This window comes from Neorhizobium sp. AL 9.2.2 (assembly GCF_013317225.1).
Classification (GTDB): domain Bacteria; phylum Pseudomonadota; class Alphaproteobacteria; order Rhizobiales; family Rhizobiaceae; genus Neorhizobium; species Neorhizobium soli.
Genome location: NZ_JAALXU010000007.1, coordinates 1 through 22,849 on the forward strand (window position 1 = coordinate 1; position 22,849 = coordinate 22,849).

The window sequence follows — 22,849 nt, forward strand, 5'->3', positions numbered from 1 at the left end:
CCCCCTCACCACCCACGCCGCTTTTCGTCATTGGCCATCCCCCACCCTTCGGTGTATCACAAGTCCCTGCCGCCGCTTGAGGCGCTGGCGATGCATGAAGGCGCGCACGAAGAATGCACGGAACGGAAAAACCGGAAACCGATCACAGCGAACCCGAAGCGGCGTTCGATGTCGGCGATCGGCTCCGGCTGGTGCGCCAGGCGCACGGGCTGTCGCAGCGGGCCCTGGCGGTGAAGGCCGGTGTTACCCATTCGCTGGTGTCGCTGATTGAAAAGAACAAGGTCAGCCCCTCGGTCGCATCGCTGAAGAAGATCCTGGAAGCGATCAACTATCCGATGACCGATTTCTTCGCCCTGACGCTGCCGCCCGTCGACCAGATCTTTTACCGGGCCGACGAACTGACGCCCTTGTCGACAGGCGCGCTGACGCTGTTGCAGGTGGGTGATGCCAAATCCCACAGCGTGCAGGTGTTTCACGAATTCTACGAGCCCGGCGCCGATACCGGCGAAACCATGCTTTCCCACGAGGCGGAGGAAGGCGGCGTCGTTGTCGCCGGCGAACTGGAAGTCACCGTCGGCACCCAGACCCGTATCCTGAAGCGCGGCGATGCCTATCTGTTCGACAGCCGCCTGCCGCATCGCTATCGAAATGTCGGACCTGTGCGCTGCGAGGTGGTCAGCGCCGTCACGCCTCCCTATCTATAGAGCACGCGGGGGCACGGCAGCTGATAACGCTGCCCGGTTTAATCGATATAAGTATGACTTATTCGATACCCGCCGTTGATTGTCTCCCGTCTTTGTCTTAACTCAGGCACCGGAACATTTGACACCTCTGCCGGCGGCCGGATGCACCTCCTTACCGCTTGCCCTTGCGCGAATTTCACGAACGAAAGTGGACCCTATGCACACCTATCCCGACGTAAAGCTCTTCATCAACGGCGAATGGCGCGATGCGATCGCCGGCGAGACGATCGAAGTCACCGATCCCGCGACCGACGAAGTGATCGGCAAGATTGCCCATGCCCGTAAGGCGGATCTCGATCTGGCGCTTGAAGCGGCCGACAAGGGTTTCAAGATCTGGCGCGACACCGCGCCCTTCGACCGTTCCAAGATGATGCGCAAGGCAGCCGATCTGCTGCGCGAGCGCGCCGATAGCATTGCCTTCATGATGACCCGCGAACAGGGCAAGCCGCTTGCCCAGTCGAAAATGGAAATCATGGGCGCCGCCGATACGATCGACTGGTTTGCCGAAGAAGCCCGCCGCACCTACGGCCAGATCATTCCGGCCCGTTTCTCCGGCGTCAACCAGATGACGATCAAGCTGCCGGTCGGCCCGGTCGCGGCGTTTACGCCGTGGAACTTCCCGATCAACCAGATCGTCCGCAAGCTGTCTGCAGCGGTTGCCACCGGCTGCTCGATCATCGTCAAGGCGCCTGAGGAAACTCCGGCATCGCCTGCCGAACTGATCCGCGCCTTTGCAGATGCCGGCGTACCTGCAGGCGTCATCGGCCTCGTTTACGGCATCCCGTCGGAAGTTTCGGAATATCTCATTCCGCATCCGGTCATCCGCAAGATCTCGTTCACCGGCTCGACGCCGATCGGCAAGCATCTCGCGAGCCTCGCCGGCAAGCACATGAAGCGCGCCACGATGGAACTCGGCGGCCACGCACCGGTCCTGATCTTCAATGACGCCGACCTCGACAAGGCGATCGAAGTGACTGCCATGTCCAAGTTCCGCAACGCCGGCCAGGTCTGCGTCGCACCGACCCGCTTCCTGATCCAGGACGGCGTCGCCGACAAGTTCCTCGAAGGCTTCGTAAAGGCTGCAGAAGCCCTCAAGGTCGGCAACGGCATGGACGCCGGCACCACGATGGGCCCGCTTGCCAACGAACGCCGCATCCCGGCCATGGAAGCGCTGATCCAGGACGCCGTCTCGTCCGGCGCCGAACTGAAGACCGGCGGCAAGCGCATCGGCAACAAGGGCAACTTCTTCGAACCGACGGTTCTTGCCAACGTGCCGACCTCTGCCAAGATCATGAACGACGAGCCCTTCGGCCCGATCGCCATCGTCAACCGCTTCTCGACTTATGAAGAGGCCATCACCGAAGCGAACCGCCTGCCCTTCGGCCTCGCATCCTACGCCTTCACCGGCTCGGTCAAGACCGCCCACGCACTCGGCCGCGAAGTCGAAGCCGGCATGCTGACCATCAACCACAACGGCCTCGCGCTGCCCGAAGTCCCCTTCGGCGGCGTCAAGGATTCCGGCTACGGCACCGAAGGCGGCTCCGAAGCCGTCGCGGCCTATCTGGAAACGAAGTATGTCAGCCAGATGAACTGATCAGCTGATTGGTGAAATGCGGAACGGCCGGAGTGAAAGCTCCGGCCGTTTTTTTGTGCAGTGGCGATGGTGTCGGTTCAGGCAGGCATAGTGCGATGACGAGCTTCAAGCGCTCGAGTTGGTGCCGGAAGTTTCGTCCTGATACTGCTGCATAGTCTCCATGGCCTTCTCGAGCATACCGCGCGTAACCTCGTCATGGCGCGACATAGCCCCCTCGATACCGGCGCGAACCTTTTCCGTGAAATCAACGCGTTCGCCATCATCGGAAGCCTGCAACTCGCCGGCAGTACCCCCACCCACCGGAATTTTCATCGTCATCGCCATAAAGGGCAGGCCTTCATCAAGCGACATATTCCCGCTGCGGATCTGCTCATTGCTCCACTCATGCATTTCCTGGCGGGTCATGCTGGTAAAGTCAGTCTGTTCGGCGTCCTGCTCATCCGACGAGGACGCACCTGCCGTGGCAGTGCTCAGCGCGGCCGAAAACGAGGCCGAGGCGTCGTCGGAAGCGTTAGATAGCTGAGAGCTCTGGCTCGCGTAGAGGCGACTTGTTGATGTGTCGATTTTCATTGTAGCAATACCTTAAGTATATAAATGGTACTGCACTATCGAATGCAAAGCTTGCGCCAAGCATTTTGACGCCTCGGCCTTGGAGAGAGACCTAAATCAATAATATTTTCGAATATTTCATAATAATAATATGAAAATCAGAAGAGTTGCTTTTAACTTAGCTCAACGTGTTCATATTGCTTGCGCTTCCTTCTGGCGGAAAACACAAAATGGCAGGTGTCGGGATTTTAGGTCGCTGTTTTAGAGCGAAGTGCTTTCATCGAACGCACTTCGCTCTAGTCTTATGACGCTAAAGCATTTGATCCGCCTCAGGCTGCCGTCACCCTGAAGGCCAAATGCTCTCATCACAGCGTTGAGACGTTATGCGCCGTTATCGTATATCCAAATGGATCAACGAATGCGAAGTAGCGCCCGAACGGCCCGTCTTTGGGCGGGAATACTATCTGCACATCCCTCTCGGAAAGATGCGCGTGCAATTCGTCAGCGTCGTCACAACCAAACCAGATTGCGACGCCAGTTCCGAGCTTTACCGTGTCGTCAAAGCCCTCGATCGGCGTGCGAACGGCGAATGGAATAGGGTGCGCTTCGAAAACAACCGCGCTGGGAGGTGCTTTTGCCGAGGGCGTAAGCCCGACGACATCCCGATAGAAGGTGAGTGCGGCGTCCAGATCCTTCGTCTGGATACCGATGAAATCCGGTCCAATTAATCGAGCCATAGGCTGCCTATCCTTTTCAATGAGACCCGCTATTATCAGGGTACTGATATCTAGTAGTATAAGGGCCCTGATATGTCCACTCTCATGGATCCACCGGTCGATGACACATACCGTTCGCTCGGATACGCGCTGAAGCGAGCGCAGCAAGCGCTGCGGGGCCATCTCGACAACAAGCTGAGAGATATCGGACTGACGACCCCACAATATTCGGTACTGGCGGGATTGGAGTTCAGCGCGGGCTTATCAAGTGCGGACTTGGCCCGGCGCGCCTTCGTGACACCGCAGACGATGCAGTCCATCATAGCCACACTCGAACGGGACGGCCTGATCAAGCGCATGGCTCATCCGGTACGCGGCCGGGTTCTCACAACCGAACTGACACCGAAGGGCCGAACCGCATTGTGTGCGGCCCATAAAATCGCCGGTGACGCCGAAACCATCGCCCGAAATGCCGTAGCACCTGACAACCCGGAGATCATATACGCGGCCCTGCTCCGTATAGCAGAGGCAATGCGTTAAACTGATTGGTCGAACCTAACGCCCGACCATAGCTCCCTGCCGCTCACTACCGCAGCCAGAGAGCCACCCACCTACTCCCTCATCAACCCACCATACCCCGGCGGCCCCACCGTCGAGATCATCCGCAGATTCCTAATGTCGCGGGCGGGTGGCGATCCGAACATTCTTGCGTATTCCCGGGTGAACTGGGACAGGCTTTCATAGCCGACGGCGAGTGCGACGGCTGCCACATCGCCCGGCCGTGCAAACAGCATGCCGCGCGCCTCGTAGAGCCTGATCTGCTTTTGATACTGGATCGGCGACAGGCCGGTGCTCGTCTTGAAGCGCCGCTGAAAGGCGGATGGGCTCATGTTTGAAGCGGAGGCAAGCTCGTCCACGTGGAAGGTGGTGGCATAGTCCTTGCGCAGCCGGACCAGCGCGTTCCTGATCTGCGCGAACCGATCGTCGATGCTGGCGACTTGCCGCAGCACGGCACCTTGCGGGCCGCGCAGCAGTCGGAACAGAATTTCCCGTTCCAGCAAGGGTGCCATCACCGCAATCTCATCCGGCTCCTCCATCAGGCGCAGCATCCTCAGCCAGGCGTCGATAAGTCTGTCGCTTGCGTGACTGACGCAAAAGCTGGGCGTGTCAGACGACACAGCCGGGCCGGGATCGTCCAGCAGCAAGTCTGCGATCATCGCGCGATCGAAGGTGAGCCTGACCGCGAGATAGGGGCCCTTCGCACTCGCATGAACGATCTCGCCGATGACAGGCAGCGCCACCGACGCGATGAACGTTTGACCGGCCGTGTAATTCATCACCTGGCTCCCGATCAGCAGGCGCTTTTCTCCCTGCAGGATCAGGCTAACCAGCGGCTGATAGATTTCGGGGAACAGCTCGGTCGGTTCGGTTACCTTGAGGATGTCGACGCGGGGAATGCCCGTGGTCGTGAGCACGCCTGCAGCGCGTTCATCCACAAATTCCTTCAACATCCTGATGGCACCGCTCATGTGCAGAGATGTGGCACGGCTTTTCTTCCAGAGCAATGCATAAGCAGGAATGTGCAAATTTCAGACCGGATCGGACACGCGCCGAGATCGCCTTCGGTCTACGGATACTCACCAGCGCTGCCTTGTTGCGATGCTGCGCGGGACACCATTTTATGAAGGAAAATGCAGATGGAAATCAAAGACGCGGTTGTAATCGTCACCGGCGCTTCCTCGGGTATAGGCGAAGCGACCGCGCGCGCTGCGGCGAGATCCGGCGCGCGGGTCGTTTTGCTGGCCCGCAGGAAAGATCGCATCGAAGCGCTGGCACGGGAGATCGGCAATGAGGCGCTGGCGGTGGTGTGTGATGTCACGCGCCCTGAGCAGGTTGAACACGCCGTCCAGGCCGCCGCTCAGAAATACGGTCGCATCGATATCCTGGTCAACAACGCCGGACAGGGCCTGCATGCCACGATCGAAGAGATCGGCATTGAGGATTTCAGAGATGTGCTCAATCTCAACTGCGTCGCGCCGCTGGTCATGATGCAGGCGGTCATTCCCCACATGCGCAGGCAAGGTGCTGGCAGCATCGTCAATGTCAGCTCGGGCGCAACCCTTGCCACCTATCCGGGCTCGGCGGCCTATACCAGTTCCAAGTCAGCGCTGAACATGCTTTCAAGTGTCGCGCGCCTGGAGCTTGCCGAAGCCGGTATTGCCGTCTCGATCATGCATCCGTTCATCACCGCGACCGAGTTTTATGGCGCTGTCAGGTCTGGGCTGGAATCGGCAAAGACACAGGAGATCCAAACCGCATCCTTCGCACACCCGCCCGAACGTGTGGCAGACATGATCCTTGAACTTGTGCGGAGTGGCAATGCTCAGGCCGACCTCGTCCCGAAGGACTATGGCGGCAGCTTCGAGGGCTAGGGGATGTAACCTGCCCGCCAGATCTCCCAATAAACAAACGGGGGACGAAACCTCGCCCCCCGCTATCAACTACTTCCGCTTGTCGAACCCGCCCTTAGGAGCCGGCTTCTTGAACGGCTTGTCGCCGGGCTTCTTGGCGAAATTGGACTTCGGCTTTTCGCCCCAGACTTCGTCGTCAACGCGGCGATCGACATTGGCGCCTGCGGGCTTGGCTTTCCAGTCCTTGCGCGGTGCATCGCCGTAAGGCTTGGCACCGGCCGGCTTGTCTTTGTTGAAAGGCTTGTCGCCGTAGGGCTTGTCCTTGTTGAACGGCTTATCGCTGCGCGGGCCATCCTTGCTGAACGGCTTGTTGTCCTTGTAGGGCTTGTCGAGACGCGGGCCTTCGCGCTTGACGAAGCCTTCGTCATCGCCGCGCGAGAACTTGCTGAAATCCGGAACGCCATCGAGACGCGTCACGCGTACGCCGCGTTCCATCATTCCGTCCTTGCCGAGCTTCGCCATGAACTTGTCGGCGTGTGCTGCGGCAATTTCCACGAAGGTCTCTTCGGCCTGCATCTTGATCGCGCCGATCTCGTGCTTGGTGAGATCACCGGCGCGGCAGATGGTGGGGATCAGCCAGCGCGGTTCGGCGCGCTGCTTGCGACCGACCGACAGCGAGAACCATACGGCTGCGCCAAAATCGCCACGCGGCGTCAGCGGCCGCGGTGCGGAATCATTGCCGCCTTCGCGGGGCTTGCGGGTCTCCAGCGACACTTCGGTAATGTCTTCCGGCGCCGAATTCTTGCCGCGATAGAGGCTGACGAAGGCGGACGCCAGCTTCGTCGCGTCAAAACGCGCCACCAGCTTGTCGATCAGGCCCTGTTCTTCCTCGTCCTTGGCGATCTCTTCAAAGATCGGATCGGCAAACAGACGTTCCTCGTCGCGCGCGGTCACCTCTTCGGCCGATGGCGGGCGGGCCCAGGTGGGCTCGACCTGCGCGCCGGCGAGAAGACGCTCGGCCTTGCGGCGCTGGCTGACCGGAACGATCAGGGCGCTGACGCCCTTGCGGCCGGCACGACCGGTGCGGCCCGAACGGTGCAGCAGCGTTTCCGAATTGGTCGGCAGATCCGCATGGATGACGAGTTCGAGGCCCGGCAGGTCGATACCGCGGGCAGCGACGTCGGTTGCGATGCAGACGCGGGCGCGGCCATCACGCATGGCCTGCAGCGCATGGGTGCGCTCGGTCTGCGTCAGCTCGCCCGAAAGGGCCACAACGGAGAAATTGCGATTGGCAAGACGGGCATGCAGATGGTTGACGGCAGCACGCGTCGAGCAGAACACGATTGCGTTCGGCGCCTCGTAAAAGCGAAGCGCATTGACGATCGCATGCTCGCGGTCCGACGGCGTGACGACCAGCGCGCGATATTCGATATCCACATGCTGCTTCTGTTCGGATGCGGTTGCAATGCGCACGGCATTGCGCTGGTAGCTCTTGGCAAGCTTGGCAATGGCCGAGGGAACGGTTGCCGAGAACATCAGCGTGCGGCGTTCGGCAGGGGCTGCCTCGAGAATGTATTCGAGATCTTCGCGGAAACCGAGATCGAGCATCTCGTCGGCTTCGTCGAGCACGGCCACGCGGATTTCCGTCATGTCGAGCGCGTTGCGGCGGATATGGTCGCAGATACGGCCAGGCGTGCCGACAACGATATGCGCGCCGCGTTCCAGCGAACGACGCTCGGCGCGGATATCCATGCCGCCGACGCAGGAGGTGATCACGGCATCCGCTTCGGCATAGAGCCAGTCGAGTTCGCGCTTCACCTGCATGGCAAGCTCGCGGGTCGGTGCGATGACGAGTGCGAGAGGTGCGGCAGCGCGGCCGAATTTCTCACCATCGTCGAGCAGCGTGCGCGCCATGGCCATGCCGAAGGCAACCGTCTTGCCGGAGCCGGTCTGGGCGGAAACGAGCGCATCGGCGGTTTCAAGCGCGGGATCGAGCATGGCCAGCTGGACGGGGGTTAGCGTCTCATAGCCGCGCTTTTGCAAAGCCTTCGCGATCGCCGGGGCGGCGCCGTTGATATCGGTCATCAAATCTGTCTTTCGGATATGTCGGGCTCAAAGGCCCCATGGCTGCAACGATCGCAGCCGAACGTTTGCGCCGTCCCTATAGGCTTCGGCGCGAAAAGTCAAAGGATGGGTGGCCGCGGGGTTACGGTTGGCCGCGAGTAAATCTGTCCCTCACCCCGACCGATGTCAGGACGCGGAGCTGAGTTCGGCCCGAATGAGAGAAGCATGCCCTATCTGTTTTATCCTACCCGGACCACTCCTGCGCCGCGCAGGAGCTCTGCTGCTGGCCGAAGGAAGAGTGATCGTCGTGCGCTATCATTCCACATTCTCCTCGCAGCTGTTGGCGCGACGCAGAATTTTTCTGTCAGTCCTTTTTCGTTGGCAGTCCATGCGCTCTAGCAATAATCTCTCGACGAAATATGCGGCAAAGCAAGTCCGCCGGTTGTCATAGGAGTTACTATTGCAGAGCCTTAAGAATGGACGGTGGCTCAATCAGCCCGCAAATTCAGAAGCTTCGGATCTCGGACTATCTGTCACGACCGACGCCAGCACGGACTTCTGGCGAGAGACACACTATGGCTTTGTCCGCGACAACGGCCACTTCTACGCATTCCAGACCGACGGCGACTTCACCGCCCAGGTTCGGGTCCAGGCCCATTTTGAGCATCTTTACGACCAGGCTGGCCTCATGGTCAGGCTTGACGAAAGACGTTGGGTCAAGACCGGGATCGAGTTCTCGGACGGCTATGGCTTGCTCGGCAGTGTGCTGACGAATGACGCCTCAGACTGGGCCACGGGACGATACGACGGCGACCCATCGGATTTTTGGATAAGGGTGACCGTCCAGAGCGGCGTTCTCAGAATACAAGCATCAGCCGATGGAAAGACTTGGCCACTCGTCCGCCTTTGCCCATTCCCAAAAGCGGATCATTATTTCGTTGGCCCGATGTGCTGTACTCCCGAAAGAGCAGGCTTGGAGGTAAGATTCAGTGAGTGGCAATTTGGGCAGGCGTTGGGCAAAGACCTCCACGACCTGTCATAGCCGCCAGAGTGCTTAAATTTCCGCGCCGAGAGCAGCATAGTTATCGAGATGCCTGAGCCATTTGCGCTCGATGGCAGCCTCGATGTCGATTTCGTTCGCGCGAAGATACAAAACGAACTGCCCGAACAGGTCGGCCGCTTCGTTTTCCAGGGCTTCGCGCGTACCGCCTGAACCATCAGCATTTGGCTTCGCCCGACCGGCCATCAGGAGATGCTCAGCGGTCAGTTCGCCAAGTACCTCGGTCAGCTTCAGAAGATACCAGTCGGCGCTCCGTTCAATGGCATGTGCTCTGGCATAGAGGTCGCCGACTTTACCAATCCGGTCACTCAGCGCCTTGAAGGTCGCACTCATTCTGTCCTCGGCAATCGTAGAAAGACGCAGTTTGCCGACGCTACCACCGATTTGCGACAGGAGCGCTGCGATGACCGCAAATGGCGGATTTGAGAAGTCGCCAGTCTCAACGTTTGAAAACTGACGCTTCACGTTCACTGACGACGGTCATGCGTCCGGCAGATGATGATGCCTCGTGATCATCCGCAATGACCGCGTCTTGCGATGGCAGACGTCTGACCTCCCTCATACCTGTGCTCGTCACAGGAATCTAGTAGCGTCGCGTCTGCGGCGCGGGAGGGCCTTTTCACGCGAAGGACTTCGCGTGACTGGATTCCTGTGACGAGCACAGGAATGAGGGGTGTGGATGGGAAACGTTACCCCCTAAACCGCAAACACCTTCGCCCGCCGCAGCGTCACAAACCCGCTCTCGCCGGCTGAAACATGGCGTTCCGGCTCCACGTCGAATTCCAGCTGTTCGCCGGTTTCCGTTACCGCCAGCACGCGGCGGCTGTCGGGGCGGTCGAGGACGCGGGAGATCGTTGCGGCAATGCCGGGTGCCTGCGCCGACCAGTCGAGATCAGCGGGGCGGGCGTAGAGTTCGGCCTTGCCGTCGGCAATCCCTGATGCGTCGACCGAAAGGCCGCCGGCATGGGCGCGGCCTTCGCGCACCTGGGCTGAGAGCACATTGGCGTCGCCCAGGAACTTCATCACGAAGGCCGATTGTGGATCGCGGCAGACTTGCTGCGGCGTGCCCTGCTGCACGATCTGCCCGTCTTTCAGGATCACCACCCGGTCGGCGAGATCGAGCGCCTCTTCCTGGTCGTGGGTGACGAAGATCGTGGTGATGCCGAGTTCCGAATGGATCTCGCGCAGCCAGCGGCGCAGGTCGTGCCGGACATTGGCATCGAGCGCGCCGAACGGTTCGTCGAGCAGCAGCACCTTCGGATCGACCGACAGCGCCCGTGCGAGCGCCACGCGCTGCCGCTGGCCGCCGGAAATCTGCGCCGGGAACCGATCGCCGAGACCGTCGAGCCTCACCAGCCGCAACAGGTCGGCGACCCGGGCATCGATCGCCGCCTTGTCGCGCTTCACCTTGGAAACCTTCATGCCGAAGGCGATGTTTTGCGCCACCGTCATATGCGGAAACAGCGCGTAATGCTGGAACACGAAGCCGACGCCGCGGTCGCGCACCGGAATGTCGGTCGCATCCTGGTCACCAAAATAGACGGCGCCGCCATCGGCATATTCGAGCCCGGCCACCATGCGCAGGATGGTCGTCTTGCCGGAGCCGGAGGGGCCGAGCAGCGCCACCAGCTCGCCGCTTTCGATATCGAGCGACACGCCCTTCACGGCACGGAAGGTGTCGAAGGTTTTGACGACGTTTTCGAGACGGATCTTCATGCTGTTTTCTCTGCCGGATTGGCGGTTTTGCGGACGCGGCCCGCACCCTGGCGCTCGAGCGCGACCTTGGCGATGATGGTAAGGACGGCGATCAACGCCAGGATGGAGGCCGACGCGAAGGCGCCCGCCGCCTGATAGTCGTGATAGAGCAGCTCGATATGCAAAGGCAGCGTATTGGTCTGGCCGCGGATATTGCCGGAGACGACCGAGACGGCGCCGAATTCGCCCATCACGCGCGCGTTGCAAAGGATGACGCCGTAGAGCAGCGCCCATTTGACGTTTGGCAGCGTCACCGAAAAGAAAGTGCGGAAGCCGGATGCGCCAAGCGAGGTCGAGGCCTCCTCAAGGTCACGTCCCTGCGCCTGCATCAGCGGGATCAGTTCGCGCGCAACAAACGGTGCGGTCACGAACATCGAGGCGATGATGATGCCGGGAACTGCAAACAGAATCTTGATCCCGTAGGCATCGAGCACCGGCCCGAACAGGCCCTGAAGGCCATAGACGAACAGATAGGCGACGCCGGCAACGATGGGCGAGACCGAAAACGGGATCTCGATCACCACCAGCAGAAACCGACGGCCCCAGAAATCGAACTTGGTGATCGCCCAGGCGGCGGCGATGCCGAAGGCGGTGTTGACGGGCACGGCGATCAGCGCCGCCACCACGGTGAGCATGATCGCGTGGCGGGTATCCGGATGGAGGATCGTATCGCGATAGACCGCCCAGCCCTTCGAAAAAGCCTCGACACCGATGATGATCAGCGGCGCGACGATGACGAAGCCGACGAGAACCAGCACGATGCCGATCAAGGTGCGGCGAAAAACGGTGTTGTCGCCGACCCGCGGCGGCTTGCGATGGGATGAAACAGCACTCATGGTCTTATCCCTTCACCGTGTAACGCAGCGCCCGCGACTGCAGCCAGTTGGTGACGGCCAGCATCGTGAAAGCGGCGAGCAGCAGCACGGAGGCGATCGCCGCCGCCGCCTGGTAATCGTATTCCTCAAGCCGAATGAAGATCAGCAGCGCTGTAATCTCCGTCGACATCGGCTGGTTGCCGGCGATGAAGATGATCGCCCCGAACTCGCCAAGGCAACGGGCAAACGACAGCGAGAGGCCCGCCAGCAACGCCGGCGCCAAGAGCGGCAGGATGACCTTGGTAAAGATCGTCCAGTCGGACCCGCCGAGCGATTGCGCCGCTTCTTCCAACGCCGGATCGAGATCTTCCAGCACCGGCTGCACCGTGCGCACGATAAACGGCAGCGAAGTGAAACACATGGCGATCATGATGCCGAGCGGCGTGTAGGCGACCTTGATGCCGTAGCCTTCCAGCACCGAACCGAACCAGCCATTGTTGGCAAACAGCGCCGTTAGCGCAATGCCGGCAACCGCCGTTGGCAGCGCAAACGGCAGATCGACCATCGCATCGATGATGCGGCGGCCGGGAAACCGGTAGCGGGTAATGACCCAGGCAAGTGACAGCCCGAAAAACAGGTTGAACACGGTGGCACCAAGCGCCGACAGCACGGTCACCCGGTAACTGGCAAGCGCCCGCGACGAGGAGACGATCCGCCAATAGTCTTCAGGCCCCAGGCTCGCGGCCTTGATGACAAGCGCCGCCAGCGGCAGCACGACGATCAGGCCGACATAAAACAGGGTCACGCCCAGCGATAGCGGCAAGCCAGGCAGGACATTGCGTCGTCTCAAATGATCAGTTCCTCGTTTTCAACTGCAACAAAGTCTTCAACAGCAAGAACCGGCGGACGAATATCCACCGGTCTGGTTTCGCAGTTCTTTAGCGTCCCCCATTCTTGTGGCGGCCACAGGACCCGACGCGTGCCGGGTTGAAGGGTTTTTTCAGCCTAAGGACTTAGGCTGGCTGGATTCCTGTGACAAGCACAGGAATGAGGGAGCGAAGGTGGCAGTCATTGCGAGACAACTCACCTCAGCCAAGCAACAACAGCCACTCAACGGCTGCCGTAGAGCTTGTCGAGCGTGCCGCCGGAGGCGAAGTGTTCGGATTGGATCTTGGACCAGCCGCCGAACACGTCGTCGACCTTGACGAGGCGGATTTCGGGGAACTGGCTCTTGAACTCGGCCGCGACCTTTTCGTTATGGACGCGGTGGCCGAATTCGGCGGCGATCTTCTGGCCTTCCTCCGTGTAGAGGAATTCCAGATAGGTCTTTGCCAGCGCTTCCGTGCCATGCTTCTTTGCGACCTTGTCGACGACTGCGACCGGGAATTCCGCAAGCAGCGAGACCGACGGAATGACGTTTTCGACCTTGTCCTTGCCGAACTGCTTTTCGATGCCGCGGGTTTCGGCCTCGAAGGTGATCAGCACGTCGCCTTGGCCGCGTTCGACGAAGGTCGTCGTGGCGGCGCGGCCACCGGTATCAAACACCGGCACGTTGTCGAAGATCTTCGTGATATAGGCTTCGATCTTCTCCTGGTCGTCCTTGAACTCTTCCTTCGCCCAGGCCGTTGCCGCGAGATAGGTGTAGCGGGCGTTGCCGGATGTTTTCGGGTTCGGGAAGATCGCATGGACGTCGTCACGGGCGAGATCGCCCCAATCCTTGATATTTTTCGGATTGCCGGCGCGCACGAGGAAGGCCGGGAAGGAATAGAAGGGCGAGGCGTTGTTCGGGAACGCCTTGTTCCAGTCCGCGGCAACAAAACCCTGCTTTGCCAGGAAATCGACGTCGGTCGACTGGTTGAAGGTGACGACGTCAGCCTCGAGCCCCTCGACGATCGAGCGTGCCTGCTTGGACGTACCCGCATGCGACTGATCGATCGTGACGCCCGGATGCGCCTTCACGAAGGCCTCGTTCTCGGCCACGAACAGCTCGCGGGCGACGTCATAGGAAGCGTTGAGCAGTTTCTGCTCCTGCGCAAACGCCGGCTGCACGAAGAGGGCGGCAAGTGCCGTGCCGAGGATAAGAAGGCGGTTCATCAGTGTCTCCGGAATGGGAAGTTGAGGCGACACTACCGGGAGTATCGGTAGACCGCGAGGAACCGCCCTCTCCTGCAGGTGATACACGGAGAAATTTCATCCATTTATCGCAGCATTCGGCGATGGTTTTGCCGGAACGCGCCAAAGCGCAGTGGATCGCCCCGATCCGGGGGCAAAGAGGATACGGCTGTTTTGGGCCGTGAGGACGAAACGGGCAGCATGTTTTTGTTAAGCCCCTGAAAGACAAGCGAAGAAAAATTCGTCGTAGCCTTTTTCATCCTCACGCCTGAAAGCCACGCGATAATGGCGTCGTCATCGGATGGGAAACCGTTTTCGCGAACCGGTCCCCGACGGTTCAGCGCTTCTGAGGACGAAGCTCGGTTTCCGGTGACGGTCGAACGACATGCGGGCTAGCGGGAACTGACATCTTCCAAAAGACCGCACCAAACTCGATCGGGGCAGGCAGATCATCATCTTCCTCATACCCACGATACCGCTGCCTGCCCCATTCCCGTTTCAACCATGCCGGTTTCGCCGGTGTGGACGGTTTTGCTGCTACATCCGATGATCCGGAAACAGAACCGGGTGATCGGCCGCAAGATAAGGAGCAAGATCGGCTTCCGTCACCTCAGCAGGGCTTGCCGGTTGCCAGCGCGGGTTGCGGTCCTTGTCGATCACGGCGGCCCGCACGCCCTCGTAGAAATCATGGTGTTTCAGCAGTTCGCAAGCGGCGGTAAATTCCCGCTCCAGGCATTCGACGAGGCTTGAACTGTCACGGCCGAGACGCAGCAGTTTCAGCGTCAGCTTGAGGCTGGTCGGCGAGCGTTTCGACAGAGTCTCGAGGGTTCGGGCGGCGAATTCTCCCGTCTCGCGGCTGAGCGCCGCGAGGATCTCCTCGACCGTATCATGCGCAAAGGTTCGGTCGATTACGTCACGGTTCTGCGCAAGCCTGCCACCTTCGCCAGACACGGCAAAAGCATCGATCACGGCCCGGACTGCCTCCGCCTCTGAGTCTCCGGGAAGCCGTCCAAGTGCGGCGACGAGATCATTCAACTTCTCTGATGGCACGAACGAATCCGCCAACCCGGCATGGATCGCATCGGCACCGTCAACGACGTCACCGGTCAGGCCCATCCAGGTTCCCGCCTCGCCGGGCGCCCGGGGCAAAAGCCACGTCGCGCCCACATCCGGCACATAGCCGATCCCGGTTTCAGGCATGGCGAGTTTCGTGCGCTCGGTAACGATGCGGTGGCTGCCATGCGCCGAAATGCCGACACCGCCGCCCATCACAATCCCGTCCATCAGCGCCACATAGGGCTTCTCATAGCGCGAGATGCGATAATTAAACGGCATCTCCTCCCGCCAGAACCGCGTCACCTCGGGGTCGGACGCCCGCCCTGCCTGATGAATGGCCCGGATATCACCCCCCGCACACAGACCACGCTCTCCCTCGCCCTTGATGATCACGCAGGAAATATCGGTATCGGCAGCACAGCGGTCGAGTATGTCGTCCAGCGCCCGCACCATGGAAAGGTTGAGACTGTTCAGCGCCCTCGGCCGGTTGAGCGAGATCACCGCGGCAGACCCGCGGCGACTGAACAGCACCTCGGCTTCAGTTCCAGGTTGCACTGGATTGGCCATTGTGTCCTCCATCCTCTACCCCACCGACCCTCATTCCTGTGCTTGTCACAGGAATCCAGCCGACACGCGTCTGCGTGGCGAAAGAGGGTTTGCAGCCCCAAGGACTTGGGGCAGCTGGATCCCTGTGACAAGCACAGGGATGAGGGAGATTATGGCGCTGTCCCACCGGGAAAGCCCCTCACTCCGCCGCCATCGGCATATCATGCTTGTCCTCGAACAGCTCGCCCTGGTTGGCGGGCGTCTCGGACTTGTCGTCTTTCTTCGCCTTCGGCTCGCGGCCGAAGAAGAGGGAGTAGCCGGCAGGCAGCACGATGATGGTGAGGACGGTAGCGACGAGGATGCCGCCCATCATGGCATAGGCGAGCGGTCCCCAGAACAGGCCGCGCGAGATCGGGATCAGTGCCAGCACCGCCGTGAGCGCGGTCAGCATGATCGGCCGGAAACGCCTGACGGCGGCACCTACGATCGCTTCCTGGCGATGCATGCCCGCCGCGATATCCTGGTCGATCTGGTCGATCAGGATGATCGAGTTGCGAATGATGATGCCGAGCAGCGCGATGACGCCGAGGATGGCGACGAAGCCGAACGGTGCACCGGTGATCAGAAGCGCCATTGCAGCGCCGATGATGCCGAGCGGACCGGTCGACAGAACCAGCATCGCCTTGCCGAAATGCTTGAGCTGCATCATCAGGAGCAGCATGATGACAAGCAGCATGATCGGGGCCTTTGCCGCGATCGAGGCCTGGCTTTCGGCCGCATCTTCGGCGCCGCCCTGGATGTCCACGGAATAGCCGGCCGGCAGGGCCGCCCGCAGGTCGGCCATCGAGTTATAGAGGTTTACCGAGGCCTGCGTCGGCTCGACGCCGTCAGGCAGGGTCGCCTTGACGGTAATCGTCGGCAGACGGTCGCGACGCCACTCGATACCCTGTTCGAGGACAGGCTCGACACGCGCCACCTGCGAAGCTGGCACAAAAGTGCCGAGATCTGTCGGAATATAGACCGACTGGACGGCGGCCAGCAGGTTGCGGGTGGCATCCGGCTCGCGCACCACGATCGAAACGGTCTCCTCGCCATCGCGGAAGTCGCTGATCGGAGCGCCTGACGTTGCGGCCTGCAGCATCTGCCGCACCCGCTGCGACGAGACGCCGAGCGCACGGGCACGGTCCTGGTCGATGACGAGCTTCATGCCCGCGACCGGCTCCATCCAGTCGTCGTGAATGGCGCCGAAGTCTGGCTGCTGTTCGTAACGTGCCTTGACCTGGTCGGCGATGCGGCGGACTTCCGCCTTGTCCGGGCCAACGACGCGCATCTGCACGGCCCAGCCCGTTGGCGGGCCGAGGAAGAGACGGTCGACCTTGCCGCGCACCGTCGGGAATTCTTCGGCAAGGATCTTGCGCAGCTTGACGATCATCCGCTCACGCTCTTCAAGACCGTTCGACATGATCAGGAGCTGGGCGTAGTTCGGGTTGCGCAGCTGCTGGTCGAGCGGCAGGAAGAACCGCGGCGCGCCCTCGCCGATATAGGTGGCGACAAAGCTCTTGTCGGGGTCGTTGAGGATCCGGTCTTCGAGCGCCTTTGCCTGGCGTTCCACTTCCTTGATCGCGGTGCCCTCCGGCAGCCACATGTCGACCAGAATTTCCGGTCGCGACGACTGCGGGAAGAAGCTCTGCGGAATGAACTGAAACGACCAGAGACTTGCCGCAAACGCCCCAAGCGTGGCGATAAGCACGATCGCCTTGTGGCGCACGGACCAGCCAACTGCATGGCGCACGCTACGATACATACGGGTATCATAGGCATCGTGATGATCGCCGCTGCCCGCATGACTGCGCTGCTTGAGGATCATGTAGCCGAGCCATGGGGTGAAATAGACGGCCACGAACCAGGATACGACGAGCGCAATGCCGACGACATAGAACAGCGACCGCACATATTCGCCGGCGGTCGAATCCGCGAAGCCGACCGGGATAAAGCCGGCGGTGGTGATCAGCGTCCCGGTCAGCATCGGGAAGGCGGTGGAGGAATAGGCAAAGCTTGCCGCATCGAGCCGCTCGAACCCCTCCTCCAGCTTTCTTTCCATCAACTCGACGACGATCATCGCATCGTCGACGAGCAGTCCAAGCGCGATGATCAGCGCGCCGAGCGAGATACGCTGCAGCTCGATGCCGAGATAGAACATGATGGCAAGCGTTGCCGACAGAACCAGCGGAATGGCGATCGCAATCACGATGCCCGAGCGCCAGCCGATCGAGATCAGCGACACGACCAGCACGATGACCAGCGCTTCGAGAAGCGCCTGCGTGAACTCGCCGACGGCTTCGGTGACGACCTCAGGCTGGTTGGAGATCTGCTCTACCTGGACGCCGACCGGCAGCGTCTCCTCGAAGCGCTTGTAGGTTTCCTCCACCGCATGACCGACGTCGGTCACCTTGTAACCGTTCGCCATCACCACGCCGAGCTGCACGCTGTCATGGCCGTTGAAGCGGAACTTGCGCTGATACGGATCCTCGAGACCTTCCTTCACCGTGGCGATATCGCCGAGACGGAAGACCTGGTCGCCGGCGCGCAGCCGCAGCGCCTTGATATCATCTGGCGTGGTCACGCCACCCTCGACCGAGATCCGCACCGAACGGTCCGCGGTTTCCACCGAGCCGGACGCATCGACATCGTTCTGGCCGGCCAGCGCGGTGCTGATGTCATTGACGGTGAGGCCGCGCTCGGCAAGCGCCTGCGACGACACGTCGATGAAGATCTTCTGCGGCTGGTCGCCGAGGATCGTTGCCTTTTCGACGCCGGGCGTGGCCAGCAGCATGTCGCGGGCCTGGATGGCGTATTGCTTCAGCTCCGGATAGCTGTAGCCCTCGCCGGTAATGGCGTTGAGAGTGATATAGGTATCGCCGAACTCGTCGTTGAAATAGGGCCCGTAGATACCGGACGGGAGATCCTGGCGAATGTCGCCGATCTTCTTGCGCACCTGGTAGAAGGCATCTGCAACGTCCTGCGCATTCGTGTCGCCCTTCACCTGGATCGTGGTGATCGAGATGCCGGCGCGGGTGTAGGATTTGACCCAGTCGAGATGCGGGGTTTCCTGCAGCTTGCGCTCGATCTTGTTGACCACCTGGTTCTGCATGTCCTCGATCGAGGCACCCGGCCACTGGGCCTGCACGACCATGACGCGGAAGGTAAAGTCCGGATCTTCCTTCTGGCCCATGTTCATGATGCCAAGCGCACCCATGACGATAATGAGACCGAACAGAAAACGCGCGATGCTGGGATGGCCGATGGCCCAGCGGGACAGGTTGAAACTGCCCTTTTCCTTCTGCTTTTCCAGCGGATTGGCCTGATGATCGGAACTCATGATCTTGATCCTCTAACCGGAAATATCAGGGCTGGACGGAAGCGGTGGACTGGCTCGACACCGAGCCGAAGCGTGTCGCGACCGTTTCCGGCAGCTTCACCTTCATATCGTCCTTCATGAACTGGGTGCCGGCCGAGACGATGAGATCGCCTTCGGCAAGGCCTTCCGAGATGCGCACGCCGTCATCGGAAAAATCCGCCACCTTGACCGGACGCGACGCGACAATTCCCTTGCCGCGATCGACCACCCAGACGATCGGCTGGTCACCCTTCTTGGAAAGCGCTGCAAGCGGAATGGCAAAGGCCTTGACCGCGTTGCCGGCGACAGCCTCGATCGATGCGGTCATGCCGAGCAGGATCTTCGGGTCGGCCGGAAGGCTCACCCGCACCGCGAACGTGCGTGACTGGGCATCGGCGCTCTGCGCGACTTCACGCACCTTGCCGTCGATCACGAGATCGGCGGACGACCAGATCCGCGCCTTGACCCCGTCGCCCGGCTTGAAATGCGAGACATCCATTTCCGGAACCGCGATCTGGACTTCCTTCTCGCCATCGACGGCGACCGTGACGACGGAGGTGCCGGTGCTCACCACCTGGCCGCGATCGGCGCTGACGGCCGTGACGATACCGTCGCGGTCGGATTTGAGTTCGGAATAGGCAACCTGATTGCGGGCCTTTTCGAGCGCAGACTGCGCTGAATCCCGTTGTGCCAGGGCCTGCTCGCTGCTGAGCTGCGCCTGTTCCAGCTGCGATTTCGACGTGACGTCCTTGGCCGCCAGCGTTTCCGCGCGGCGAAGCGCAAGACCGGAGATCTCGACCTGCTTGGTGGCCGATGCGAGATCGGCTTCGGCGCTGCCGAGATCAAGCTTGTAATCGGTGGAATCGATCCGAGCGAGCACTTCGCCCGGCGTGACGCGGTCGCCTACATCCACAAGCCGCTCGGTGATCTTGCCCGCGACCCTGAAGCCGAGATTCATTTCGGTGCGGGCACGCACGGAACCGGAATAAACGAGCTTGCGGCCCTCATCCGGCGCACCGATCTGCGTCACCTTGACCGGCCGCACGATCTCCGGCGCCTCGGCCTTTTTCTCTTCGGAACATGCCGCGAGCGAAAGAAGCGCCGCAGCGACTGCAACACCTTTCAGGGCGGAAGAAAAATGACGGGCTGCGACGAAAGACTTTCCTCGGAAAGACATGATCCCACTCCATAAGGCGGGTTACGGTGAGCGCGACAAGCGCAGGTTCTTATTTCAGCGCCCTGAGGGCGAAGTCGACGACATCGGCCGGCGCGGCGCGCCGGGTTTCAAACAGACATTCGGCAATGATCTGCGGGTGACACAGCGTAACCGTGCAATCACAGAGGCATTCTGCGGCAAGCTCAGCGTCCTGTGCGCGGAACTCTCCCATTGCAATCCCCTCCTCGACGAGGCCTGCGACGATCGCTCGAAGCTGCATGATATGGTCTTCGATCACCGACCACTGTTCCTCGATCGCCACGACAACCATCTCGTGGACCTTGTTTTCGTGCAGCAGCGTCTCGACCGTGATGCGGTGCTGCTGCAGAAAATGGTCACGCAGTCGCTCGGTGGCGCTGACGGCGCGTTTGGCATTCTCCCAGGCAACGGCTCGGCTCGCCTCGAGCATGCGGTTGGCAAGCGCCTTGTGGATCTCGGATTTCGACCCAAAGAACCGGTAGATATTGGCCGGCGACATGCCGAGATCCTTGGCGATGTCGGCCACTGTCGTCTTGGCGTAACCGTAATGCTTGAACAGTCGCTCGGCCGCTTCGAGGATGCGGACCACGTTTTCCTGGCGTGTATCCTCGGGAGTGCTGACGGGAACGTCCATAACGTAATGGCTTTCAATTAATGACTGACGAATTTCATTTTTCGTCACTATTCATCTTTAACCTCATTGTGTCAAGGCACTCGTATTTTTCTGCAATGCAAGGCATGGTGGACCCACTGGCGCCTCGAGACGTAAGCTCGGGGTACATCGCATATTGAGTTTGGGCGGTGGGAAAGTTGAAGACCGTGCAGGAAGGCCATCAGGTATCCCCGTTTAACGAGGAGCGGTATCGGCTTCTGATTGATTCCATCACGGATTACGCGATCTACATGCTGGATCCGAAAGGCCACATTGCCAGCTGGAATCCGGGCGCCCGGCGCTTCAAGGGGTTCGAGGAATCCGAAATCCTCGGCCAGCATTTCTCCAGATTCTATACGGAAGAAGATCGGCTCGACCATCTGCCGGAACGCGCACTGAGGATTGCTGGGGCGGAAGGCCGGTTCGAGAACGAAGGCTGGAGGGTTCGCAAGGACGGCAGCCGTTTCTGGGCGCATGTCATCATCGATCCTATCCGCGACGGCGATGGCCAGCTCCTCGGCTTTGCCAAGGTCACCCGCGATCTCACCGAGCGCAGGAATGCCGAAGCAGACCTGAAACGCAGCGAGCGGCAGTTCGAAGTCCTGGTGCAAGGGGTCAGCGACTACGCGCTCTACATGCTCGATGGCAAGGGCAATGTCAGCAACTGGAACCACGGTGCCGAACGCATCAAGGGCTACCGCGCCGAGGAGATCGTCGGCGAGCATTTCTCGACGTTCTACACGGTAGACGACCGCGCCGCCGGCGAACCGACAAAAAATCTTGCAACGGCTCTGCGCGACGGCCGCTTCGAGGGCGAGGGTTGGCGCCACCGCAAGGACGGCACCCGTTTCTGGGCGCATGTGATCATTGACGCGATCCGCGACGAGAACGGAGAGCTGAAAGGGTTCGCCAAGATCACCCGCGACATCACGGAAAAGGTCGAGGCGCAGAAGGCGCTGACCGTCGCCCGTGAGGATCTGTTCCAGGCGCAGAAACTGGAAGCGATCGGCCAACTGACTGGCGGCATCGCCCATGACTTCAACAACCTGCTGATGGCGGTGCTGGGAAGCCTCGAAATCCTCAAGAAGAGATTGCCGGACGACCCGTCGCTGATGCCGCTTCTGCAAAACGCCATTCAGGGCGCCGAGCGCGGTGCAGCGCTGACGCAGCGCATGCTGGCCTTTTCGAGGCGGCAGGAACTCCACATGGCCCCGATCGGCGTTGCCGGTCTGATCGATGGCATGATGAATTTCTTCGAGCGTTCGCTGAGATCGGACCTCACAATCAGAACCGACATTCCCGACAGCCTGCCCCCGGTTCTAAGTGACGCTGTGCAGCTCGAGAGCGCGCTTCTGAACCTCGTCGTCAATGCCCGTGACGCGATGACAACAGGCGGAACCGTGACGATCACCGCCATTGATGTGCACTTCGCGCAAGGCGACGACAAGCTCCAGCCGGGTCACTACGTCAAGATCAGCGTTTCCGATACGGGCGAAGGCATGGATCCGGAAACGCTTGCCCGCGCTACCACACCGTTCTTCACCACCAAGGGCGTCGGCAAGGGAACGGGTCTCGGCCTGCCCATGGTGCAGGGCCTGACCGAGCAGTCGGGCGGCCGGCTTTCGATCGACAGCGAAGAGGGCAAGGGAACCACGGTTTCCCTGTTTCTGCCCGTTGCCCGTCTTGAAGACTGCCCGGAGGAAAAGAAGCCCGCGTCGGATCTCCCTGCGGCGCGACCGAAGGAGAGGCTGACGGTGCTGGCCGTCGACGACGACGCGCTGGTGCTGATGAACACATCCCTGATGCTGGAGGATCTCGGCCACACGGTGATCGAAGCCCATAACGGCCGCGAAGCTCTGGATGCGCTAGCCCGCACGGATACGATCGATCTCGTCGTCACGGACCATTCCATGCCGGGAATGACCGGCAGCGAACTCGCGTCGGAGATCAACCGCCAGTGGCCGGGCCTGCCGGTGGTGCTGGCCACCGGCTATGCCGAACTGCCGCCCGGCGAGGACGACCGCCTGCAACTGCCGCGATTGCCGAAGCCGTTCTCCCAGAACCAGCTGGCGGACGTGATCGCCACCATGCTCGGAAGCGCGAGCTGAACCAACGGCTGTGCGCCGCGTTGTATCTCCTGATGATCCGCAGGTGCCGCGCGAGGGTCGTTTCGCCCTCATTTCC

General features: G+C 60.8%; 19 protein-coding genes. 6 read left to right on the forward strand and 13 right to left on the reverse strand.

Features of this window, described 5'->3' with window-relative positions:
- The first annotated feature begins 113 nt into the window (after positions 1-113).
- Positions 114-704 carry a cupin domain-containing protein gene (locus G6K99_RS14965; RefSeq protein ID WP_092659615.1) on the forward strand — a complete coding sequence of 197 codons (591 nt, stop codon included), beginning with the start codon at positions 114-116 and terminating at the stop codon, positions 702-704.
- Positions 705-900: 196 nt separating this feature from the next.
- Complete coding sequence (locus G6K99_RS14970) at positions 901-2,337, forward strand: NAD-dependent succinate-semialdehyde dehydrogenase (protein ID WP_174197021.1); 1,437 nt, start codon at positions 901-903, stop codon at positions 2,335-2,337.
- A 105-nt stretch (positions 2,338-2,442) separates the two neighbouring features.
- Here the strand turns inward: G6K99_RS14970 and G6K99_RS14975 are convergent, their stop codons facing one another.
- Both G6K99_RS14975 and G6K99_RS14980 read right to left on the reverse strand, forming a co-directional pair.
- The gene (locus tag G6K99_RS14975; RefSeq protein WP_174197022.1) at positions 2,443-2,907 is read right to left on the reverse strand and encodes a hypothetical protein; all 465 of its coding nucleotides are present in this window, start codon (positions 2,905-2,907) and stop codon (positions 2,443-2,445) included.
- A gap of 344 nt (positions 2,908-3,251) precedes the next feature.
- Complete coding sequence (locus G6K99_RS14980; protein ID WP_174197023.1) at positions 3,252-3,623, reverse strand: VOC family protein; 372 nt, start codon at positions 3,621-3,623, stop codon at positions 3,252-3,254.
- Positions 3,624-3,695: 72 nt separating this feature from the next.
- Between G6K99_RS14980 and G6K99_RS14985 the strand changes: the two genes are divergently transcribed.
- On the forward strand, positions 3,696-4,142 hold the full coding sequence (locus tag G6K99_RS14985) for a MarR family winged helix-turn-helix transcriptional regulator (protein WP_174197024.1): 447 nt from the start codon (positions 3,696-3,698) through the stop codon (positions 4,140-4,142).
- Positions 4,143-4,213: 71 nt separating this feature from the next.
- Here G6K99_RS14985 and G6K99_RS14990 read toward each other — a convergent pair whose 3' ends face one another.
- Positions 4,214-5,113, reverse strand: a complete 900-nt coding sequence (locus tag G6K99_RS14990) for an AraC family transcriptional regulator (protein WP_244631490.1) — start codon at positions 5,111-5,113, stop codon at positions 4,214-4,216.
- 186 nt (positions 5,114-5,299) lie between these two features.
- Between G6K99_RS14990 and G6K99_RS14995 the strand changes: the two genes are divergently transcribed.
- Entirely contained in the window at positions 5,300-6,034 is a 735-nt protein-coding gene (locus tag G6K99_RS14995) for an SDR family oxidoreductase (protein WP_174197026.1), read from the forward strand.
- Between the two features lie 69 nt (positions 6,035-6,103).
- Here the strand turns inward: G6K99_RS14995 and G6K99_RS15000 are convergent, their stop codons facing one another.
- On the reverse strand, positions 6,104-8,098 hold the full coding sequence (locus G6K99_RS15000; protein WP_174197027.1) for a DEAD/DEAH box helicase: 1,995 nt from the start codon (positions 8,096-8,098) through the stop codon (positions 6,104-6,106).
- A gap of 439 nt (positions 8,099-8,537) precedes the next feature.
- On the opposite strand from G6K99_RS15000, the gene G6K99_RS15005 reads away from it, so the two are divergent.
- On the forward strand, positions 8,538-9,119 hold the full coding sequence (locus G6K99_RS15005; RefSeq protein ID WP_174197028.1) for a DUF1349 domain-containing protein: 582 nt from the start codon (positions 8,538-8,540) through the stop codon (positions 9,117-9,119).
- A gap of 12 nt (positions 9,120-9,131) precedes the next feature.
- On the opposite strand, the gene G6K99_RS23315 is transcribed toward G6K99_RS15005, so the two are convergent.
- The 9 genes from G6K99_RS23315 to G6K99_RS15050 form a co-directional block, all read right to left on the reverse strand.
- A complete protein-coding gene (locus G6K99_RS23315) occupies positions 9,132-9,608 on the reverse strand; it encodes a hypothetical protein (protein ID WP_244631491.1) in 477 nt (158 codons plus the stop codon).
- A gap of 225 nt (positions 9,609-9,833) precedes the next feature.
- Entirely contained in the window at positions 9,834-10,853 is a 1,020-nt protein-coding gene (locus tag G6K99_RS15015) for a sulfate/molybdate ABC transporter ATP-binding protein (RefSeq protein ID WP_174197029.1), read from the reverse strand.
- A complete protein-coding gene (gene cysW / locus G6K99_RS15020) occupies positions 10,850-11,728 on the reverse strand; it encodes a sulfate ABC transporter permease subunit CysW (RefSeq protein WP_174197030.1) in 879 nt (292 codons plus the stop codon). Before cysW ends, G6K99_RS15015 begins: the two co-directional genes overlap by 4 nt.
- A gap of 4 nt (positions 11,729-11,732) precedes the next feature.
- Positions 11,733-12,557 (reverse strand): sulfate ABC transporter permease subunit CysT, encoded by an 825-nt coding sequence (gene cysT / locus G6K99_RS15025; protein ID WP_174197031.1) that lies wholly within the window; start codon positions 12,555-12,557, stop codon positions 11,733-11,735.
- 260 nt (positions 12,558-12,817) lie between these two features.
- Positions 12,818-13,801, reverse strand: a complete 984-nt coding sequence (gene cysP, locus G6K99_RS15030; protein ID WP_092659564.1) for a thiosulfate ABC transporter substrate-binding protein CysP — start codon at positions 13,799-13,801, stop codon at positions 12,818-12,820.
- A 555-nt stretch (positions 13,802-14,356) separates the two neighbouring features.
- A complete protein-coding gene (locus G6K99_RS15035) occupies positions 14,357-15,442 on the reverse strand; it encodes an enoyl-CoA hydratase/isomerase family protein (RefSeq protein ID WP_180215543.1) in 1,086 nt (361 codons plus the stop codon).
- Positions 15,443-15,620: 178 nt separating this feature from the next.
- Positions 15,621-18,800: an efflux RND transporter permease subunit gene (locus G6K99_RS15040; protein WP_174197032.1), complete on the reverse strand. Its 3,180-nt coding sequence runs from the start codon at positions 18,798-18,800 to the stop codon at positions 15,621-15,623.
- 25 nt (positions 18,801-18,825) lie between these two features.
- Positions 18,826-19,995, reverse strand: a complete 1,170-nt coding sequence (locus tag G6K99_RS15045; RefSeq protein WP_062461426.1) for an efflux RND transporter periplasmic adaptor subunit — start codon at positions 19,993-19,995, stop codon at positions 18,826-18,828.
- Positions 19,996-20,044: 49 nt separating this feature from the next.
- Entirely contained in the window at positions 20,045-20,647 is a 603-nt protein-coding gene (locus tag G6K99_RS15050) for a TetR/AcrR family transcriptional regulator (RefSeq protein ID WP_062461428.1), read from the reverse strand.
- A 167-nt stretch (positions 20,648-20,814) separates the two neighbouring features.
- Between G6K99_RS15050 and G6K99_RS15055 the strand changes: the two genes are divergently transcribed.
- A complete protein-coding gene (locus G6K99_RS15055) occupies positions 20,815-22,773 on the forward strand; it encodes a PAS domain S-box protein (RefSeq protein WP_371816202.1) in 1,959 nt (652 codons plus the stop codon).
- Positions 22,774-22,849: the final 76 nt, after the last annotated feature.

Excerpts from the sequence above, each read along its gene's own strand:
- cysP (WP_092659564.1), bottom strand. The coding sequence starts at position 13,801 with ATGAACCGCCTTCTTATCCTCGGCACGGCACTTGCCGCCCTCTTCGTG.
- G6K99_RS14965 (WP_092659615.1), top strand. The coding sequence starts at position 114 with ATGCACGGAACGGAAAAACCGGAAACCGATCACAGCGAACCCGAAGCG.
- G6K99_RS15040 (WP_174197032.1), bottom strand. The coding sequence starts at position 18,800 with ATGAGTTCCGATCATCAGGCCAATCCGCTGGAAAAGCAGAAGGAAAAG.
- G6K99_RS14970 (WP_174197021.1), top strand. The coding sequence starts at position 901 with ATGCACACCTATCCCGACGTAAAGCTCTTCATCAACGGCGAATGGCGC.
- G6K99_RS15000 (WP_174197027.1), bottom strand. The coding sequence starts at position 8,098 with ATGACCGATATCAACGGCGCCGCCCCGGCGATCGCGAAGGCTTTGCAA.
- G6K99_RS14995 (WP_174197026.1), top strand. The coding sequence starts at position 5,300 with ATGGAAATCAAAGACGCGGTTGTAATCGTCACCGGCGCTTCCTCGGGT.
- G6K99_RS15015 (WP_174197029.1), bottom strand. The coding sequence starts at position 10,853 with ATGAAGATCCGTCTCGAAAACGTCGTCAAAACCTTCGACACCTTCCGT.
- G6K99_RS15045 (WP_062461426.1), bottom strand. The coding sequence starts at position 19,995 with ATGTCTTTCCGAGGAAAGTCTTTCGTCGCAGCCCGTCATTTTTCTTCC.
- G6K99_RS14980 (WP_174197023.1), bottom strand. The coding sequence starts at position 3,623 with ATGGCTCGATTAATTGGACCGGATTTCATCGGTATCCAGACGAAGGAT.
- G6K99_RS15035 (WP_180215543.1), bottom strand. The coding sequence starts at position 15,442 with ATGGCCAATCCAGTGCAACCTGGAACTGAAGCCGAGGTGCTGTTCAGT.
- cysW (WP_174197030.1), bottom strand. The coding sequence starts at position 11,728 with ATGAGTGCTGTTTCATCCCATCGCAAGCCGCCGCGGGTCGGCGACAAC.
- G6K99_RS14975 (WP_174197022.1), bottom strand. The coding sequence starts at position 2,907 with ATGAAAATCGACACATCAACAAGTCGCCTCTACGCGAGCCAGAGCTCT.
- G6K99_RS15050 (WP_062461428.1), bottom strand. The coding sequence starts at position 20,647 with ATGGACGTTCCCGTCAGCACTCCCGAGGATACACGCCAGGAAAACGTG.
- G6K99_RS14985 (WP_174197024.1), top strand. The coding sequence starts at position 3,696 with ATGTCCACTCTCATGGATCCACCGGTCGATGACACATACCGTTCGCTC.
- G6K99_RS14990 (WP_244631490.1), bottom strand. The coding sequence starts at position 5,113 with ATGTTGAAGGAATTTGTGGATGAACGCGCTGCAGGCGTGCTCACGACC.